Origin of the sequence: Nocardia exalbida NBRC 100660 (assembly GCF_000308575.1) — a bacterium.
Classification (GTDB): domain Bacteria; phylum Actinomycetota; class Actinomycetes; order Mycobacteriales; family Mycobacteriaceae; genus Nocardia; species Nocardia exalbida.
In genome coordinates this window covers 33,302-50,194 of the sequence record NZ_BAFZ01000124.1, presented here as the reverse complement: position 1 = coordinate 50,194, position 16,893 = coordinate 33,302, and the positions used below count along the sequence as shown (strand labels likewise).

General features: G+C 69.2%; 18 protein-coding genes. 10 read left to right on the top strand and 8 right to left on the bottom strand.

The annotated features are described in order from the left end of the window. Positions 1–72 precede the first annotated feature (72 nt). Entirely contained in the window at positions 73–585 is a 513-nt protein-coding gene (locus ON29_RS28900) for a TIGR04338 family metallohydrolase (RefSeq protein ID WP_040871173.1), read from the top strand. Positions 586–663: 78 nt separating this feature from the next. Here ON29_RS28900 and ON29_RS28895 read toward each other — a convergent pair whose 3' ends face one another. Next, positions 664–1,647 carry an o-succinylbenzoate synthase gene (locus ON29_RS28895; RefSeq protein WP_040871172.1) on the bottom strand — a complete coding sequence of 328 codons (984 nt, stop codon included), beginning with the start codon at positions 1,645–1,647 and terminating at the stop codon, positions 664–666. Between the two features lie 105 nt (positions 1,648–1,752). Between ON29_RS28895 and ON29_RS28890 the strand changes: the two genes are divergently transcribed. Together ON29_RS28890 and ON29_RS28885 are read left to right on the top strand one after the other, a co-directional pair. Then, complete coding sequence (locus ON29_RS28890) at positions 1,753–2,163, top strand: hypothetical protein (RefSeq protein ID WP_040871171.1); 411 nt, start codon at positions 1,753–1,755, stop codon at positions 2,161–2,163. Between the two features lie 43 nt (positions 2,164–2,206). Further along, entirely contained in the window at positions 2,207–2,545 is a 339-nt protein-coding gene (locus ON29_RS28885; protein WP_040871169.1) for a hypothetical protein, read from the top strand. Between the two features lie 59 nt (positions 2,546–2,604). On the opposite strand, the gene ON29_RS28880 is transcribed toward ON29_RS28885, so the two are convergent. Continuing rightward, on the bottom strand, positions 2,605–3,774 hold the full coding sequence (locus ON29_RS28880; RefSeq protein WP_040871168.1) for a thiolase family protein: 1,170 nt from the start codon (positions 3,772–3,774) through the stop codon (positions 2,605–2,607). A 99-nt stretch (positions 3,775–3,873) separates the two neighbouring features. Here ON29_RS28880 and ON29_RS28875 point away from each other — a divergent pair, with 99 nt between their 5' ends. Further along, positions 3,874–4,404 carry a winged helix-turn-helix transcriptional regulator gene (locus ON29_RS28875; RefSeq protein WP_174371875.1) on the top strand — a complete coding sequence of 177 codons (531 nt, stop codon included), beginning with the start codon at positions 3,874–3,876 and terminating at the stop codon, positions 4,402–4,404. A gap of 272 nt (positions 4,405–4,676) precedes the next feature. Here ON29_RS28875 and ON29_RS28870 read toward each other — a convergent pair whose 3' ends face one another. From ON29_RS28870 to ON29_RS28860, 3 genes are all read right to left on the bottom strand, one after another. Then, a complete protein-coding gene (locus ON29_RS28870) occupies positions 4,677–5,759 on the bottom strand; it encodes an ABC transporter ATP-binding protein (protein WP_040871191.1) in 1,083 nt (360 codons plus the stop codon). A gap of 91 nt (positions 5,760–5,850) precedes the next feature. After that, entirely contained in the window at positions 5,851–6,837 is a 987-nt protein-coding gene (locus tag ON29_RS28865; protein ID WP_040871167.1) for a phosphotriesterase family protein, read from the bottom strand. A 127-nt stretch (positions 6,838–6,964) separates the two neighbouring features. Beyond that, complete coding sequence (locus ON29_RS28860) at positions 6,965–8,224, bottom strand: PucR family transcriptional regulator (protein ID WP_051175673.1); 1,260 nt, start codon at positions 8,222–8,224, stop codon at positions 6,965–6,967. Between the two features lie 155 nt (positions 8,225–8,379). Here ON29_RS28860 and ON29_RS28855 point away from each other — a divergent pair, with 155 nt between their 5' ends. From ON29_RS28855 to ON29_RS28830, 6 genes are all read left to right on the top strand, one after another. Continuing rightward, the gene (locus ON29_RS28855) at positions 8,380–9,174 is read left to right on the top strand and encodes an LLM class F420-dependent oxidoreductase (RefSeq protein WP_040871164.1); all 795 of its coding nucleotides are present in this window, start codon (positions 8,380–8,382) and stop codon (positions 9,172–9,174) included. Between the two features lie 150 nt (positions 9,175–9,324). Then, on the top strand, positions 9,325–11,121 hold the full coding sequence (locus ON29_RS28850) for an ABC transporter substrate-binding protein/permease (protein ID WP_040871162.1): 1,797 nt from the start codon (positions 9,325–9,327) through the stop codon (positions 11,119–11,121). Beyond that, complete coding sequence (locus tag ON29_RS28845; RefSeq protein WP_040871161.1) at positions 11,122–11,847, top strand: amino acid ABC transporter ATP-binding protein; 726 nt, start codon at positions 11,122–11,124, stop codon at positions 11,845–11,847. A 108-nt stretch (positions 11,848–11,955) separates the two neighbouring features. Then, positions 11,956–12,252, top strand: coding sequence for a hypothetical protein (locus ON29_RS28840; protein WP_040871160.1), 297 nt, complete (start codon positions 11,956–11,958; stop codon positions 12,250–12,252). Between the two features lie 32 nt (positions 12,253–12,284). Next, the gene (locus ON29_RS28835) at positions 12,285–13,124 is read left to right on the top strand and encodes an alpha/beta fold hydrolase (protein ID WP_040871158.1); all 840 of its coding nucleotides are present in this window, start codon (positions 12,285–12,287) and stop codon (positions 13,122–13,124) included. A 97-nt stretch (positions 13,125–13,221) separates the two neighbouring features. Further along, positions 13,222–13,626, top strand: a complete 405-nt coding sequence (locus ON29_RS28830) for a nitroreductase family deazaflavin-dependent oxidoreductase (RefSeq protein ID WP_040871157.1) — start codon at positions 13,222–13,224, stop codon at positions 13,624–13,626. Between the two features lie 24 nt (positions 13,627–13,650). Here ON29_RS28830 and ON29_RS28825 read toward each other — a convergent pair whose 3' ends face one another. From ON29_RS28825 to ON29_RS28815, 3 genes are all read right to left on the bottom strand, one after another. Beyond that, on the bottom strand, positions 13,651–13,893 hold the full coding sequence (locus ON29_RS28825) for a hypothetical protein (protein WP_040871156.1): 243 nt from the start codon (positions 13,891–13,893) through the stop codon (positions 13,651–13,653). Positions 13,894–14,112: 219 nt separating this feature from the next. Continuing rightward, complete coding sequence (locus tag ON29_RS28820; RefSeq protein WP_040871153.1) at positions 14,113–15,369, bottom strand: CHAT domain-containing protein; 1,257 nt, start codon at positions 15,367–15,369, stop codon at positions 14,113–14,115. Beyond that, positions 15,366–16,892 carry a tetratricopeptide repeat protein gene (locus ON29_RS28815; RefSeq protein ID WP_040871152.1) on the bottom strand — a complete coding sequence of 509 codons (1,527 nt, stop codon included), beginning with the start codon at positions 16,890–16,892 and terminating at the stop codon, positions 15,366–15,368. The genes ON29_RS28820 and ON29_RS28815 overlap by 4 nt, the downstream gene beginning before the upstream one ends. Position 16,893 lies beyond the last annotated feature (1 nt).

Sequence of the window (16,893 nt, the reverse complement as noted above, 5' to 3'; positions counted from 1 at the left end):
GCGATCGTCGGAGGCATCGGCGGGTTTCGGCAACCGGTTGGTGCCCCCTGTCGCGAGATCGGCTTCGCGACCATGACGGTGCGCGACAGCCAGCGCGCCAAGGTATACGACGCCGAGCAGTTGGTACGCGGGGTGTTCGATCGCGCCGACGAGCACGGTGCGCGCACCGTAGAACTTTACGGTTCGCAGCTCACCTTGCCGATCGAGCGACGCTTCGCCTCGGTGGAATCCGTGCAGAGCTATGCGGACAAGGTGCTGGCCCTCAATTGGATACGGGCGCGGTGGGACCGGGCCGCCGTGGCGGTGCGCGTCCGCTCGCGAGCCGGGACCACCGCCGCGCATTACGAGGCGGCCGGGAACGTGTTAGCGGTTCCACTGCACACCGGCGGCACCGCCTGGGCGCTGCGGGAACTGGTGATCCTGCACGAATTAGCGCATCACCTGGAGTCAGCCCCGGCGTCGGTGGCCGCGCACGGTCCGGAGTTCTGTGACCGCTATGTGGAACTGGTCGACGGCGTTATCGGTCCCGAGGCGGCGTTGCTCTTGCGGACCACAATGCTGGGCTGCGGGGTACGGATCGGGTAAGGCCGCCGTTCAGCGGAAGACCACTCGGCGGGTGTGCCGCGGTGCTCGCGTGCGCGAGGTGGCAGTGGTTTCGCGCGGTCATGTGGGCGGGGCCTGCTGGACCAGGGCGCTGACGCGGGCCAGCCGCTCCTGCCACCACGCGGTGCGGTCGGCATCGGGATGGCGATGGCTTTCCATCAGACGCGGATCCGGCTCGGGCGGGGTGCGCAGGACGGGGAGATAACCGTCCGAGGCACGCAGCGCGCCCGGCGTCACGTCGCCGGTGAGCAGGCTCAAAGTGCCGAGACCACAGGCGAAGTCGAGTTCCGGCAGCGCGCCGGCCAGCGCCAGTTGCGCGGCGAGGCCGACGCTGGTCTCGAGCGCGGAGGAGACCACACACGGCAGTCCCGCCGCCTCCGCCACTTGCAGGGCGCGCCGGACGCCGCCGAGCGGCGTGCATTTGAGGACGGCGATGTCGGCGGCCCCGGCGACCGCGACCCGCAGCGGGTCTTCGGCGCGGCGGATGGATTCGTCGGCGGCGATGCGGACATCGACGCGGCGGCGCACCGCGGCGAGCTCCTCGATCGTCCGGCAGGGCTGTTCGACATATTCCAGGCCCCCCGCGGCCTTATCGATCCGCTGGATGTGGCGCACGGCGGTGTCGACATCCCAGACCGCGTTCGCGTCGACCCGGATCGCGCCGTTGCGGCCGAGCGCGTCGCGCACCGCCTCCACCCTGGCCAGATCCTCGGCGAGCGAGTCGGGGTGGTCGGCGACCTTCACCTTGGCGGTGCGGCAGCCGGACCGGCCCACGATCGCGTGCGCCTGCTCGGGGTCCACGGCGGGCACGGTGCAATTGATCGGAATGCGATCGCGCACCGGCTCGGGCCAGCCCGTCGTGACCTGTTCCAGTGCGGTGGCCAGCCAGGCGGCGGCCTCGCGGTCGTCGTATTCGGGGAACGGACAGAACTCGCCCCACCCGAGCGGCCCGTGGATCAGCATTCCCTCGCGCACCGTGATGCCACGGAAACGGGTGCGCATCGGAATGGCGTAGACGATGTTCTGCGCTGCGGAGTCGCTCATCGCCGCCCAGCTTATTCGGCCGCCGCCGCGGATCGGGGATTGCGCACGCGGACTCGAGTAGTTTCCCGGAGTCGCCGGGACGACCGACGCGGGATCGTCGGCGTCATGATCCAGACCGGTACCCCGCAGCCCTGGCCGCCGTACGGCATGCCGCCGGTGCCCGCACGTCCGGCCGCCGGGCAGCGGGCGGCGCGGACCTGGGACGTCGTGCTCGCCGTCGTGCTGTACTGCGTCGCGGCGGTCCTCGGCCTCGCCGCGGCCTACTTCACCGTCTTCTTCGCCTTGGCCACCGATCCGTGCGGGCTGGACAACTGCCGCACCGACTACCTGGGCTGGGCCTTCGTGGTGTCCTGGGGCGGCACCGCGTTCGCGATCGTCGGCGTGACCGGGATGCTCATTCTGGCCGCGGTGAAGCGCTGGTACATGTGGTACTGGCCGGTGCTGGCGATCGTGCTGATCGTCGCCTCGTTCGGCGGCGGCCTCGCCTTGGCGTCGCAGGTTTACCCGGGAAACTAACCGCCGAGATGCCGGGTGGCGGTGCCCCGGTCATGCTGAAGGCATGGCGTGGCATTTCCGGCGGCGAACGACCGATGCGCTGCGCGTGGCGCTGGGTTCGGTGATCGTGCTCGGATTCGGCTGGCTGATGGCGTCTTTCGTCCCGCTCTACGAAGTGCTCGCGCGCGACGGCGAGGCTGGGAGTGGAGTGGGGTATCTCCCGTGGGCGCAAGTGATCGCCTGGACCGGCATCGTGGCGTCGGTGCTCGCGGCGGTGTTCTCGGCGCTGGAGAAAGTGCGCGACGGCAGGCCGATCGCGTGGACCCCGCTCATCGCGATCCCGTTGATTCTCGAGTCCTGGTTGGTCGGTTTCCTGATCGCGGCAGTACTCGTTTCGTACTGATCGGCCGCCACCGGCGTGCGTCTTCGCGCGACGAACACGCACGCCGGTGGCGCTGCTGATCACAACCTTTCGACGATGGTGGCGTTGGCCAAACCGCCCGCCTCACACATGGTTTGCAGGCCGTAGCGGGCGCCGCGGTCCTGCATGGCGTGCACCAGCGTGGTCATCAGGCGCGCGCCGGACGCGCCGAGCGGGTGGCCGATGGCGATCGCGCCACCGTTGACGTTGACCTTCGCCAGGTCCGCGCCGGTGTCGTGCGCCCAGGCCAGCACCACCGGCGAGAACGCCTCGTTGATCTCGACCAGATCGATGTCCGACAGCCGCAAACCGGCGCGCTGCAACACTTTCCGGGTCGCCGGGATCACCGCGGTGAGCATCAGCAGCGGGTCGTCACCGGCCACCGCGAAGCTGTGCAGCCGGGCGAGCGGTTTCATCCCGAGTTCTTTCGCGCGCTCGCCGGTCATGATGAGCACCGCCGCGCTGCCGTCGCTGACCTGGCTCGCGGACGCCGCCGTGATGGCCCAGCCGATCTGCGGGAAGCGGGCGGCCATGGCCGGGTCGTAGTAGGCGGGCCGGAGTGCGCCCAGCGTCTCCAACGTGCTGCCGACCCGGATGCCCTCGTCGGTGGTGAGCCCGTTGATCGGCGCCAGTTCCCGGGCGAACAGACCGTTCTTCGTGGCGAGCGCGGCCTTGTCGTGACTGGCGAGCGCGAACTCGTCCAGCTGCGTGCGGGTGAGTCCCCACTTCGCCGCGATCAGCTCGGCGCTGATGCCCTGCGACACCAGGCCGTCGGGGTAGCGCTCGGCGAAGCCGGCGCCGGAGATATCGTCCGAACCGACCAGGTTGGCGCCCATGGGAATTCGCCCCATCGACTCCACGCCAGCGGCGACCACGATGTCGTAGGCGCCCGCGATCACGCCTTGCGCGGCGAAGTGGATCGCCTGCTGGCTGCTGCCGCACTGCCGGTCGACGGTGGTCGCGGGGACGGATTCGGGATATCCGGCGGCCAGCGCGGCGCGCCTGGTCATGTTCGCGCCCTGCTCGCCGAACTGGGTGACGACGCCGCCGATCACGTCGTCGATGAGTGCGGGATCGATGCCGCTGCGGTCCACCACCTCACGCAGGCTGTGGGCCAGCAGGTCCACCGCGTTGACATTGTGCAGTGCGCCGTTCGGCTTGCCTTTGCCGATCGGGGTGCGTACCGCTTCGACAATCACCGCGTCTCTCATGGTGCTTCCTTCCGGACCGAGAGCCGAGCCGCCATGCCTGGCTCTATCAACACATAGTCAGAGTACCTCTGGCAATAGCTGAGGCAAGTCAGCTTCGGTATGATGTTCGTCATGGCAGCAGTGATGGAAGGACCGTTGGCCGATCTCAGCGCGTGGAAGGCCGACGAATGCTCGATCGCGAAGGCGATGGACCTCATCGGCACGCGCTCGGCGGTGCTCATCCTGCGCGAGGCGTACTACGGGACGCGGCGGTTCGACGGGTTCGCCAGCCGGGTCGGCATCACCGACGCGGCGGCCGCCGCCCAGTTGCGCAAGCTCACCGAGGCGGGCTTGCTGGCGAAACGGCCGTATCGAGAGGAAGGCAAGCGCACCCGGCACGAATACGTGCTCACCCGGATGGGCCGGGATCTGCTGCCCGCCGTGCTGGCGCTCATGCAGTGGGGGGACGCCTACTTACAACCGGGACCGGCCCCGCTGCTCCTGGTCGAGGAGGCCACCGGCGACCCGGTGCGGGTGCAGGTGCGCAGCGAATCCGGCCGCGAGATCGAACTCGAGGAACTGGGCGTGCGGCTCAACGACGAATACTCCCGGCGGCGGCGCGAACGCCGTCGATCGGACGCGACGGACTGACCGCGCCGGGCCCGCTCCGGGTGACCGTGTTGCGGGCTGGCCTGGATCGCTGCCCGTCTGACGCGGGCTGCCGGTCCGCTCGTCCGGCTGGGCGAGCGGACCCCCTGGGCGCAGTGCTCAGTCGGAGCCCTGGACGCAGTGCTCAGTCGGAGCCCCCGGGCGCAGAGCTCAGTCGGACGTCTGGGGCGTAGCGCTCAGTCGGACGTCCTGGGCGTAGCGCTCAGTCGGACGTCTGGGGCGTAGCGCTCAGTCGGACGTCCTGGGCGCAGTGCTCAGTTGAGCCTGCGCCCGTCGATGTCGAAGAAGTAGATGTGCTCGGCATCGGTGGCCAGCCGCAGGCGGGTGCCCTTCGCGGGCGGGTTGCGCCAATCCGCGCGCGCCACAATGGTTTCCCCGGCGCCGTCGGTCGCGCCCTCGGCGCTGGTGCGGCCGTAGATGTAGGCGTCGGAGCCGAGTTCCTCCACCACGTCCACTTCCATCTCGATGCCGGAGCCGTCGCCCAGTTCGAAGTGCTCCGGCCGGATGCCGACGGTCACGGTGGCACCGGCGGCGTCCGCCACCGAGCGCGGCAACGCGAGCGTGTGACCGCCCAATCGGACCCGGCCGTCGGCGACCGGAAGCGTGAACAGGTTCATGGCCGGTGAGCCCATGAATCCCGCGACGAACACGTTGGCCGGATCGCGGTAGAGGTCGCGCGGCGTGGCGCACTGTTGCAGCAGGCCGTCCTTCAGCACGGCGACCCGGTCGCCCATGGTCATCGCCTCGACCTGGTCGTGCGTGACGTAGACCGTGGTGGTGGCGAGCCTGCGCTGCAACTGCGCGATCTGGGTGCGGGTCTGCACCCGCAGCTTGGCGTCCAGGTTGGACAGCGGCTCGTCCATCAGGAACACCTGCGGCTGGCGCACGATCGCGCGGCCCATCGCGACCCGCTGGCGCTGGCCGCCGGACAGCGCCTTCGGCTTGCGATCCAGGAAGGGCTCCAGGTCCAGCAGCTTCGCCGCCTCCAGCACCCGCTTCTGCTTCTCCGCCTTGGCGACCTTGGCCAGTTTCAGCGCGAAGCCCATGTTCTCGGCCACGGTCATGTGCGGGTAGAGCGCGTAGTTCTGGAACACCATGGCGATGTCGCGTTCCTTCGGCTCGGCGTGCGTCACGTCGTTGTCGCCGATCAGGATGCGGCCGCCGTTGACGTCCTCCAGCCCGGCGAGCATGCGCAGCGAGGTCGACTTCCCGCAGCCGGAGGGGCCGACCAGGACCAAGAACTCACCGTCCTCGATCTCCAGATTCAGCCGATCCACCGCTGGTGTGGTGGACCCGGGGTAGAGCCGCGTCGCGTTGTCGAAGGTCACCGTGGCCATGACGAATTCACATCCCATCCCGGCAGGAACGTGCCGGACGATCCGAGTAAGGGTGCGGCGATCCTATCGGGCCGGTCGGCGATGAGCCATGTCAGCGTGTGCGCGCCTCGAAGAACGCGCGCGGAACGTCGACCAGCATCGCGCCGATCTGTTCCTTGGTGACGCCGCGATCGAGCACATAGGGGAAGACGTCTTCGAAGAGGTGGGTGTAGTGCCACTGCGGCAGGGCGGCCATGGCGGCCGGCTCGATCCAGTCGATGTAACAGCTGGCGTCCTGGGACAGCACCATCCGGTCGGTGTAGCCGCGGCGCACCATTTCGATCAGCGTGTCCGCGCGGGCTTCGAAGGTGGTGTCGAGGTTGATGCCGAAGCGGTCCATGCCGAGCACGAAGCCGGAGTCGGCCAGGTAGGCGAGGTGATCGCAGTCGGTGGTGTCGCCGCTGTGGCCGAGCACGATGCGGCGGGGGTCGACGCCTTCCTCGTCGCACATCACGCGCTTCACGTCCAGCCCGCTGCGTGACTCGGGATGGGTGTGCACCGTGATCGGGACGCCGGTCGCGAGGTGGGCCCGGGCGACGGCGCGCATCACCCGCTCCACGCCCGGGGTGAGTCCTTGCCGGTCGATCGCGCACTTGAGCATGCCCGCCTTCACGCCGGTGCCCGCGATGCCGTCGCGGATGTCGCCGATGAACATGTCGACCATCGGGTCGGGGACCTGCGCGCCGACGATGTCGTTCAACGCGGGCCCGCGGTAGTGGAAGAAGAACGGGACATCGCCGTAGGTGTAGATACCGGTGGCGACCACCAGGTTCAGCGGCACTTGCTCGGCGATCCGCTGAATGCGCGGGATGTAGCGGCCCAGCCCGACCACCGTGGGATCGACGATCGTGCGCACACCGGCGTCGTAGGCGACTCGCAGCCTGCGCACCGCGTCGGCGATGCGTTCGTCCTCGGAGCCCCATTCCGCCGGATAGTTCTGCTGCATGTCCCCGGTGAGCACGAAGACGTGCTCGTGCATCAATGTCACTCCGATATCGGCGGTATCGATCGTCCCGCGCACCGTTTCCAGCGTTGACATGGCGGTTTCTCCTCAGCTCGGCTGCGCATCCGGGGGAATGCTACGAACCGGGATGTGAGACGGGCCATATTCGCCGACACCGAAAGTTCGTACAACTTTCGTGCGGTGCGCACATAGAGCGGCCGGCTCAGAGCGCCGGGTTCGGTCGCAGTACGGCCGGTCCGAGCCAGCGCGCGGCCTGCAAGGCCAGGTGCAGGTGCAGTGTGCGGTCGTGATCGTCGAAGACGTGGCCGATCAGCTCGACGGCCTGCCCCACCCGGTACTGGACGGTGTTGCGATGGACGGCCAACTCCTGTGCGGCCGCGGCGTAACTGCGGTTGTTGGCGAGGAAGACGCGCAGCGTTTCGCGCAGCCAGAGATTGCGCTGGTTGTCGGTGGCGAGCTCACCGAGGCAGTCGGCCACGTATCGGCGCAGTTCCTCGATGTCACCACTAAGGAGGGCGATGGCCGCCACCTGCTCGTGCGACACCGCCCGTGGCGCGCCGTCTCCGGCGAGCAGCACGAGTTCGCGTACCCGGTCGGCCTGGCGCAGGCTGCGGCGGAATCCCTCGACACCGCCGCCGCGCCCGCCGATCGCCACCCGCACCGGCAACGACAGGGCCGACAGCGCGCGCTGGATGGCGTCGATATCGATCGTCAGGTCGCGGGAGACGGAGAACCACATCCGGACCTCGCGTTCGTCGATCGGCACCAGCAACGCCCGGCGCGGGTTGCCCAACAGCGGCACCAGCGCCGCGCGAACGGCGTCGAGGACGTCCATCGCGGCCCGCGCCGAGAGCTGCGGCTCGGTCCAGGCGTTCACCGCGACGTGGTGGCCGGTCAGGGGATAGCGCAGCACTTGCTCGGCTCGGCCGATGTCGTCGGCCGAGCCGTCCAGTACCCGGGCCACCCACTCCTGGCGCAGGCCGCCGCGGCTGCCCACCCACCGGTCGCGTTCCTGTCCGTAGGCGACACCGACGTGCTCGCATACCCGGTCGATGTACACGGCGGTGCGATTGACGATCCGGATGATGGCCGCCGCACTGTCCGGACCGCCCAGTTCCACGGCGTAGCGCATCGCGACATCGAGGAACCCGGCATGCCCCACGCGGTAGGCGCGGATCAGCGCGGACAGCGGGACGTCGCGCTGGGCGAGCGTGCGCGCGTACACCAGCGCCCGCGCCGGGGCGTGCACCTCGTGCTCGGCGGCGTCGTTCTGCACGAAGTCCAGCACCGACATCAGGTTGTCGGTGGTGCCCGCTTCGAACAGGCCGCGCAGCCTGGTGTCCGAGTCGAGCGCCGCGACCTGCGCGCGCATGGACGCCGACAGCTCGGCGATCAACCGGTCACGATCACGCAGGATCGTCGAGACGACCGAGCGGACCACATCGTCGTCGCCGTCGGTCACACCCGGCACCTCCCTCCGCCCGCTCGGCATCGCGTCCCCAACCTAGCTCGCGCCGGGCGTGTCGGCGCGCGCGCCGTGGACCGTTGGCTGCCTGCGGGAAGGCGACCGCGCCGGTAACCTCGGCCGGGGGCGGGCCGAGCGACGAGGAGAGTGCCATGAGTCGTCCAGTTCGTATCGGAGTGCAGCTACAGCCGCAGCACGCGCCGGAGTACCGGCTCATCCGCGACGCCGTGTTGCGCTGCGAGGACGCGGGTGTCGACATCGTGTTCAACTGGGACCACTTCTATCCCCTCACCGGCGATCCCGACGGCGCGCACTTCGAGTGCTGGACGATGCTGGGCGCGTTCGCCGAGCAGACCGAGCGGGTGGAGATCGGCGCGCTGGTCACCGGCGGCGGCTACCGCAATCCGGACCTGCTGGCCGATATGGCGCGCACCGTCGACCACATCAGCGGTGGCCGGCTCATTCTCGGCCTCGGCGCGGGCTGGTTCAAGAAGGACTACGACGAGTACGGCTACGAGTTCGGCACCGCGGGCAGCAGGCTGGAGCTGCTGAAGGAGAACCTGGCCCGGATCAGCGCCCGGCTGCCGAAACTGAATCCGCGCCCGACCCGCGACCTGCCGATCCTGATCGGCGGCGGTGGCGAGAAGAAGACCTTGCGGCTGGTCGCGCAGTACGCCGACATGTGGCACACCTTCGCCGACCTGGACGTGCTCGCCCACAAGAACAAGGTGCTCGCCGAGCATTGCGCCGCCGTCGGCACCGACCAGGGGCGTATCGAGCGCTCGGTGCAGTGGCCTGGGCTGGAGAAGGCGGCCGCCTTCGTCGACGCGGGCGTGACGACCTTCACCATCGGGGTCAGCGGCCCGGACTACGATCTGGGCGCGGTCGCCGCCGCCGTCCGATGGCGTGACGAGGTCAACCCGGAACCGGTCAGCGGCCTGGCCTGAGGACGGATTGCCTGCCGGCTGTCGCGTCGCCGCGTGGCGTTCGGATCAGCGTGATCGAAATCTCGGCGGCTACCCCGGCATCGGCTTCCCATGCCCACGACCCTGGGGTAGCTGTGGAATAGCAGATTTTCGCGGCTAGGGTTGTCCGTCATGGCTGTTGTGCCCGCTGTGCGGTCTCGTGCGTTGATCGCCGTGTTATTGCTTGCCGTCGGTCTCAGCGCGACGGCGTGCGGTTCCGGCTCCGACGACTCGGCCACGGAGCGCAATCTCTGCGCGCCGCCCGGCGTGGCCGCGGCCTCCGCCGCGCCGACCAACCTGGCCTCGTCGGCCGCCGCGGGCAGCGACCGCTACACCACCGCGACCACCGTGCCGCTGAACTCCATCGACGTCTCGAAGCTCGGTTTGATCACGCCCGGCAAGCTCAGCGTGGGCACGCTGTCGGACGCACCGCCGAGTATCTGCGTCGACCGGCAGGGCACGTTCACCGGCTTCGACAACGAACTGCTGAAGGCGATCGGCGCCAAGCTCGGCCTCCAGGTGGAATTCTCCGGCACCGAGTTCGCCGGGTTGCTCGCCCAGGTGTCCGGCGGCCGTTTCGACGTGGGCTCGTCCAACATCACCACCACCGACGCGCGCCGCCAGTTGGTCGGCTTCACCAACGGCTACGACTTCGGCTACTTCTCCCTGGTGGCGCCGAACGGCAGTGCCATCAAAGGGTTTTCCGACCTGAACCGGAGCACCCGGATCGCCGTGGTGCAGGGCACCGTGCAGGACGAGTTCGTGGTGAACCAGCTGCATCTGGACCCGGTGAAGTTCCCCGACTACAACACCGCCTACGCCAACCTGAAATCCGGCCAGGTGGACGCGTGGGTCGCTCCGTCCGCGCAAGCGGAGGGCGCGATCGCGCCGGGTGACGGAATATCGGTCTCGCAGAACACCTTCAGCCTGGACAACTTCGTCGGGTACGCGGTCGCCAAGAACAACCAGCCGCTGATCGACGCGCTCAACAGCGGCTTGGACGCCGTGATCGCGGACGGTACCTACGCCGAGCTCTACACCGACTGGGTGCCCAGGCAGCTGCCCCCCGGTTGGAAGCCCGGCTCCAAAGCCGCACCCGCGCCGCAGCTGCCGGACTTCGCCGCGTTGGCCGCGGGCAAGCAAACGAATGAGACGCAGCGGAACGCGCCGAAATCCACCGCGCAGCAGTTGAAGGACACGTTCTTCGACTGGTCGCTGTACCGCAAGGCCTTCCCCGACCTGCTCGAGACCGGTCTGCCCAATACCCTGATCCTCGCGGTGGTCTCGGGTGCGCTCGGCACCGTCCTCGGCATGCTGCTCGCGGTCGCCGGGATCTCGCGGACCCGCTGGCTGCGCTGGCCCGCCCGGGTGTACACCGACATCTTCCGTGGTCTGCCCGCCGTGGTGATCATCCTGCTGATCGGTCTCGGCGTCGGCCCGGTGGTGCGCAACCTCACCGGCAACAACCCCTACTGGCTCGGCGCGGTCGCGCTGGCGTTGCTCGCCTCGGCCTACATCGGCGAGATCTTCCGCTCCGGTATCCAATCGGTCGAGGCCGGGCAGCTGGAGGCGGCCCGCGCGATCGGGTTCGGCTACCGCCAGGCGATGACGCTGGTGGTGATCCCGCAGGGCGTGCGCCGGGTGCTGCCCGCGCTGATGAACCAGTTCATCGCCCTGATCAAGGACTCGTCGCTGATCTACTTCCTCGGCCTGCTCGCCACTCAGCGCGAGTTGTTCGCGGTCGGCCGCGACCTCAACGCGCAGACCGGGAACCTCTCGCCGCTGGTGGCCGCGGGCCTGGTCTATCTGATCCTCACCATCCCGCTCACCCACCTGGTCAACTACATCGACCGCCGGATGCGGACCGGCAGGCCCGACCGGCCGATCGACCAAGTCGAGGCGGCCACGATCACGGAAGGGCGCGGATAGATGAGTGCCTCCCTCACCGGTACCGGACTGCATCTGACGCTCGGGCACAACCACGTGCTGCGCGGGATCGACATCCATGTGGACGCGGGCAAGACCGCCACCGTCATCGGGCCGTCCGGGTCGGGCAAGTCGACGCTGCTGCGGGTGCTGAACCGGCTCTACGAGCCGGATCAGGGCGACGTGCTGCTGGACGGCAAGTCCGTGCTCACCGAGAACCCCGATCGCTTGCGCCAGCGCATCGGCATGGTGTTCCAGCAGTTCAACCTCTTTCCGCACAAGACGGTCGCGGAGAACGTCGCGCTCGGGCCGCGCAAGCTGCGCGGCCTGTCCAAGGACCAGGCGCGGGCGCTGGCCATCGAACAGCTGGAGATCGTCGGCCTCGCCGACAAGGCCGATATCCGCCCCGCCAACCTGTCCGGCGGGCAACAGCAGCGCGTCGCCATCGCGCGGGCGCTGGCGATGCGACCGGAACTCATGTTCTTCGACGAGGCCACCTCGGCGCTGGACCCCGAACTGGTGAAGGGCGTGCTCGCCCTGATGGCCGACCTCGCCTCCGGCGGCATGTCGATGGTCGTGGTGACCCACGAGATGGGCTTCGCCCGCAGCGTGTCCGACACCGTGGTGTTCATGGACCAAGGGCAGGTCGTGGAGACCGGCACGCCCGACGCCTTGTTCGACGACGCGCAGACGCCGCGATTGCAGAGATTCCTCGCCCAGGTGCTCTGAGTCGGCACGCCGTGCCAGCACACGCGAGGCAATCTCTATTGATGCGCACCTGCTAATGTATTGGTCATCACGATTCCAGCTATCCGCGCCAGGAAAGAGGGAAATTCGATGACCACAGCACACGCGCAGCACACCGGCCACGACCATGTGCACGGCCCGGACTGCGGGCACACCGCGTTCCAGCACGGCGATCACATCGACTACGCCCACGATGGTCATCTGCATCGCGAACACCAGGGGCACTACGACGAATGCGAGCGTTCGGGGCACACCGAGTGTGGCGATCATCCGCATCAGCACGGTCCCAACTGCGGCCACGAGGCCGTCCAGCACGGGGACCACGTCGACTATGTGCACGACGGCCACCGCCACGCCGTCCACGACGGTCACTTCGACGAGCACTGACCGCGTCGGTACCCGGCTCTAGAGTCGGGCAGGTGATCGAAGAACTCGAGATTCGCACCGGAGCGGGAACCTTCGACGTACTGGCCGCCGGCTCTCCCGGCGACCGGGAGGTGCTGCTGCTGCACGGATTTCCGCAGGGCGCGCGCGAGTGGGAGTTCCAGCTCGGGGTGCTGGGCGGCGGCGGGTGCCACGCCGTAGCGCCCGACCAGCGCGGATATTCGCCGGGTGTGCGGCCGGAGCGAGCCGCCGAGTACCGGCTGGAGGAGTTGGTCGGCGACGTGGTGGCCATCGCCGACGCGCTGGGCTGGGAGCGCTTCGACCTGATCGGGCACGACTGCGGCGCGCTGGTCGGGTGGGCGGTGGCGGCGGAGCTGCCGCAGCGGGTTCGCACGTTCGGCGCGGTGTCGCAGCCGCATCCCGCCGCGCTCCAGCAGGCGATGGCCGAGGACGAGGACCAAGCGCAGCGATCGCACCACCTGATCACGCTGCGACAGCCGCGCACCGCGGAGCGGACCTTGCTCGCCGACGACTGCGCCGCACTGCGCCGGATCTTCGAGTGGAAGATCCCGGAGGAACGTGTGGAGGAGTACGTGCGCAGGCTGGCACGGCCCGGCGCGCTCACCGCGGCGCTGAATTGGTATCGCGCCATGGATTCGGCGGGTCCGATCGGCCCGGCGAGCGTGCCCACCCTGTACGTGTGGGGCACCGAGGATGCCACCATCGGGTCCACGGCGGCGCTGGCCACCCGGAAATACGTTTCCGGCCCGTACCGATTCGAGATGCTCGAGGATGTCTCGCACTGGATTCCGGAGGAGGCGCCCGAGGCGCTGACCCGGCTGCTGATCCAGCACCTGCTCGCCCATCGCGCCTGAACGCGTTGGGGACGCGGCCGATCCCGGCGTTTCCCGGACAGGGCGTGCGACCAGACGGAAAGCTGAGCTCGTCGACCACAATCAAGGGAGGTGAACCGTGGACGTCAAGGAAATCAATCGGCGAACCATCGCCGCGTTCCGAGCGGGCGGCGAGATCGACGGCATGCAGCGCGACCGACTGATCTTGCTGACCACCACCGGCCGCAGGACCGGCGCCCCGTACACCACCCCGTTGATGTACCACCGCGACGGTGACCGCCTGCTGATCGTCGCGTCCAATGTCGGTGCGCCGAAGCATCCAGACTGGTATTCCAACCTGCGGAAGGACCCGCACGTCACCGTCGAGGTGGGCCAGGAGAGCTATCCGGCGCTGGCCACCCCGCTGACCGGTGACGACCGCGCGCGCACCTGGGCGATGCTGAAGAACACCTATCCGTTCTTCGCCGAACACGAAATGGGCACGTCCCGGGTCATCCCCGTGGTCGCACTCACGCGGATGTGACGACGCGGCGAAGCGCTGTGCAGCTCAGCGATGGGCGGGCGCGTCGGTATGGGAAGAGGTCGCATCGGCTCGACGGGCTGCGACCAGGTCGAGCAGAGCTGTCAGGTTGTCCGGGTCGGCGGGGTCGACGACGCCCTCCGGTAGGGCCAGTTCGGTGAGCCGTTGTCCCCGATGGAAGGCGGCGGGGCGCAGCGGCGGTGCGTCGTCGGGTTGTCCGAGGATGGTGGCGATGTTCCCGTCGTTGTCGTAGACGGCGTAGTAGCGCATTGATTGGCTCCTCAGAGGCCGGTCGAGGCGGTCATCCGACTGGGGTTGCGACTTCTCCTGATCAGGAATCGTGATGGCTGACGGCGTTGAAGCTTATCCACATGTTCGATGCTGAGTGTCCGTTTGCGCAGGAGTAGCGTTACCCGTTTTCGTTCGAATCTCACGGCATCGCCGCACGTAGACCGGTATATGGAGACCGGTGGGCATGGTTTGCCCGAATCAGGCGCACACGGTAGCGAAGGCTGCCCAGAGCACCGGGGAATGCTCGATCCGGCCGGTGTCGCGCCAAGCGGTCGAGCGATCGCGCTGCCACGCGGCGAGGGCGGTCACCGGGTCGGGTTGTTCGTGCGCCTCGTCGATGGCGCAGATGGCCTCCTGGAGCGGGAGGGCTTGCGGCGGTGCGCCCGCGACGCGCTGGAAGGCGAAATCGGTGGGCAGCGGCCACCGGCTCGCAGTGACCAGTTCCGCGCCGCCGGTGATCATCGCGGCGGTCAAGCCGAGCGCCTCGCTGAACCGCAGGTCGCCACCGCTCTCACAGGCGATCAGCGCGACCCGGCTCGGCATCGGCCACAGCTGCGGTCCGGCAACGGGATCCGGATCGATGGTGTGCGTGCCGAGCAGTAGGTCCTTGGCCGACAGCGGCCGGTGCGTGCGCGATGGTTGGGCGAAGCCGACGGCGTCGGCGGTGCAGGCGAGGTGCAATTCGGCGTCCTCGCTGCGGCCGGATTCGGGCGCGGCGGCGGTGACATGCCCGACGTAGATCAAGCGGCTCGCGCCGGCGCGCAGGGCGGCGCCGAGCCAGTCACGATCGACATCGGTGCGCCGGAAAGCTTCCACCGGGCCTGGTACCTCGGGTCGCAATCGGTCCGCCGCGAGGTAATGCGCCATCCGCCGCGCGAGCGGAGCTTCGGGGGTCATCCGGCCCAGCACCGAACCGAGCGTCGAATCGGCGCGGAAGCCGGGGATGCGCGGGTCCAGCACCGCGACGATCGGATGCGCGGCGGTCTCGGTCCACGCGCGTGCGATCCGCCCCGGCGCCTGCACGACGCTCGCCGGGGCGAGGAGGCTGACGTCGGCGATGTCGATCAGCCGGACGTCGCGGTCCGGCGCGATGAGTTCCCACGGCACCTGGGCGACCCGTGGTGAGGGTTGCAGCCGGATATGCGGCCGCACGCCGCGCTGCCACAGCTCGTAGAGCTGCGCGGCCAGGCCGTAGGGCAGCAGTGCTCGCGAGAGCGCCTGTGCCACGGCGTATTCCCGCTCGTAGTCGGCGAACGCGCCGGTGGTGAGGGCCTGCTCGAGACCGCCGGGTTCGGCGGGCCGGGGGAGCGCGTCGGCCAGCAGTCCGACCGCTCGCATCGCCGCGTCCTCCGGAAGCACCCCCGCGCCGCGGGGTGCGCTGTCGTCGACCCACCGCCACGACACGTAGATGTCTCCCGCGTCCGCCATCCGGACGAGCACCGTCGGTCGCGTCATACCGTGAGCACCCGATCGTCGCGGATCACCCGGCCATAGCGCTGCTCGGCGGCGGCGATGAACGGCGCGAGTGCGATCCTTCCTTCGGCGGCCAGTGCCAGGCGCGGCGGCGGCGCGACCGGCAGGCCTGCTCCGGCCGCGACTTCGGCCAGGGCGGCGCCCAGTTGCAGCGCGGCGCTGCCGGGATGATCGGTGAATTCCTGCGGCGGATCGAGCAATTCGAGCGGAAGCCTGGTGGGAGCTTCCCGCTCGGCCCGATCGAGTGCCAATGTCGTCCCCGCGCATTGTGTTTCGACCAGGTCGGCGACGAGGACGCCATTGCCGGAAAGGTAGGCGAAGCGGAACGCCAACCGCATCGCCGGGTCGGCGATCTGCCGGTTCCATTGCTCGCGCTGCGTGCCGTTCGGCAAGGTGTGGCGCACGGCGTCGATGGCCAGTGCGGCGGGAACGGCGATTCCGACGGCACGCGCGAGCATCTCCGCCTGCGGCGATTCGGTCGCGCCGATCGCGCCTTCCAGGAGCGTCGCGTGCCAGAAATCGAGCTGGGCGCAGTGCAGGCCGAGGCCACGCTCGGCGTAGATCGCGAAAGCGGTGGCGAGCAACTCCTCGCACTCGCCCACCCGCCCGGACCGGAATGCCACGGTGGCCGAGCGAATACGCACGTCCGCGGCGTCGAGCACGGCTTCGGACGCGACGAAATACGCCAGGCTGCGCTCGTAGAACTCCCGCGCGCTCGCCAGGTCACCGCGGCCCTCGGCGAGAAATCCCATGGTCTTCAGGCCGACCCCGGCTCGGTGCCCGAGCCCGGCCTGCTCGAAATACCCCTGGCTGGATCGCAGCGGCGCCTCCGCCTCGTCGTACCGCTCGACGCGGACGAGCATGGTGGCGAGGTTCTGTTCGGTCTCGGCGACGGCGTTGCGATCACCCGCCGACTCGAACGCGGCGAGCGCCTGCCGCGCGAAATCGACGGCCAAGTGGCGGCGGCCGGTCTCGAAGTAGGTGGCGGCGAGATTCATCAGCGGGTGGCCGGCCAGCTGCGGCGCGAAACGCCGGGCCGCCTCCAGCGATTCGGTGGCCAGTTCGGCGGCGTAGGCCCAGTTCTGCCGGTGCAGAGCGACGGCGGTCAGGGAGAGCAGGCAGGCCACGCGCAGCACACCCAGGTCGGTGTCGGTGTTGTCGGCCAGCAAGGCCCGCGCCTGCTCGAGCGCCGCCTGCGCCGCGTCCAGCTCGCCGAGATGCTGGAGCGCCTGCGACATGTTGACCAGGGCATTCGGGCGCAATCGCGGTGCGTGCTCCGGCATCTCGGCCAGCGCCGAGCGATACAGGGCGAGCGAGGCGGCGTGGTCGCCGAGTTCGTCGGCCATGCTCGCGGCGTTGATGATCGCGCCGAGCCGGATGTCGCCGGTGGTTCGTGCGGCGGCGTCCTCGAAGAGGCGCTTGGCATCGGCCGGGTCCCCGCGGGTGTACGCCGCCGCGCCCGCGGCGAGCAGCTCGCGACCGTCGTCGGGAGTCGGCTCGGCCATG